General features: G+C 73.5%; 1 protein-coding gene. It reads right to left on the reverse strand.

Going from position 1 to position 1,338, the window contains the following annotated elements; all coding sequences use genetic code 11:
• On the reverse strand, positions 1-1,329 hold a 1,329-nt coding region (locus AB0K92_RS33555; RefSeq protein ID WP_365929053.1), incomplete at its 3' end, for a polyketide synthase dehydratase domain-containing protein.
• Between the last annotated feature and the right edge of the window lie 9 nt (positions 1,330-1,338).

The raw sequence follows: 1,338 nt of genomic DNA on the forward strand, positions 1-1,338 counted from the left end.
CTGCGGTTCGCCCAGGGCGAGCGCCGTCGCCACCGCCGCCTCGGCGTCGGCGTCGGCGGGCACGTCCACGACCACGACCCGGCCCGGATGCTCGGCCTGCGCCGAACGCAGCAGACCCCACACAGCCGACGTCGCCGGATCCGGCGTCCCGGCCACATCACCCCGCGTCACGACGACCAGCCGCCCGTCCGCCGCCTCCGCATCGCCGACGAAACGCTGCACCAGCGCCAACGCCTCACCCACCCGGACACGCACATCACCGCCCGGTTCCACGTACTCGACCAGGACGTCGGACCCCACACCGGCAACCGGCGAGGAGCCAAGCTCCGCCGCTTCGGTCCACCGCACCTCGTACAGCGGATCGGCGGACGCCGAACCCACCTGCCGCAGCTGCTCCTGCGACATGGGCTGCAGCCGCAGTTCGTCGACGGTCACCACCGGCATCCCGGCCCCGTCGAACGCGGACAGGCGCACGGTCCCGTCCGCGTCCGGTGTCAGCCGCACCCGCAGCACCGAGGCACCCACCGAGTGCAGCCGCACCCCGCTCCACGAGAACGGCACCCACAGCTCACCCGACGGCAGCGGGTGCAGCGCGGCGTCCAGGAGCGCCGGGTGGATACCGAAGGCGTCGGGCTCGGCGGGCAGCCGCACCTCGGCGAACAGCTCGTCACCGCCCCGCCATAGGGCGTGCAGGCCCTGGAACACCGGGCCGTACCCATAGCCGAGGGCGGCCAGGCGGTCGTACACCTCCGGTCCGTGCACCGGCTGAGCGCCGGACGGCGGCCACGCCACATCGAACCGCTCGGAGGTCGCCACCGAGCCCGTCGCCACCACACCGACGGCGTGCCGCACCCATGCGGTCTCGACGTCCTGGGGCCGTGAGTGGACGGCGATCGTCCGGCGCCCGGACTCGTCCGCGGCACCCACCGACACCTGCACCGCCACCGGTCCGTCCTCCGACAGCACCAGCGGCCGCTCCAGCGTCAGCTCCTCCAGCACACCGCAACCCGCCTCATCGGCCGCCCGCAGCGCCATCTCCACGAACGCCGTCCCTGGCAGCAGCGCCGTACCGAAGACGGCGTGATCGGCGAGCCAGGAGTGGGTGCCGAGGGAGATCCGGCCGGTGAGCACAAGGTCACCGCTCTCCGCCAGGCGGACGGCTGCGCCGAGCAGCGGGTGATCCGCCGTGCTCAGACCGAGCCCCGCCGCATCCACCACCGACCGACCCGCCGGCAACCAGAAACGCCGGTGCTGGAAGGCGTAAGTCGGCAGGTCCACCAGCCGACCACCGCCCACCCACGGCGACCAGTCGACATCCACCCCCGCCACGAACACCTC

Source organism: Streptomyces sp. NPDC052687 (assembly GCF_040678395.1).
In the GTDB taxonomy this organism is placed as follows: Bacteria; Actinomycetota; Actinomycetes; order Streptomycetales; family Streptomycetaceae; genus Streptomyces.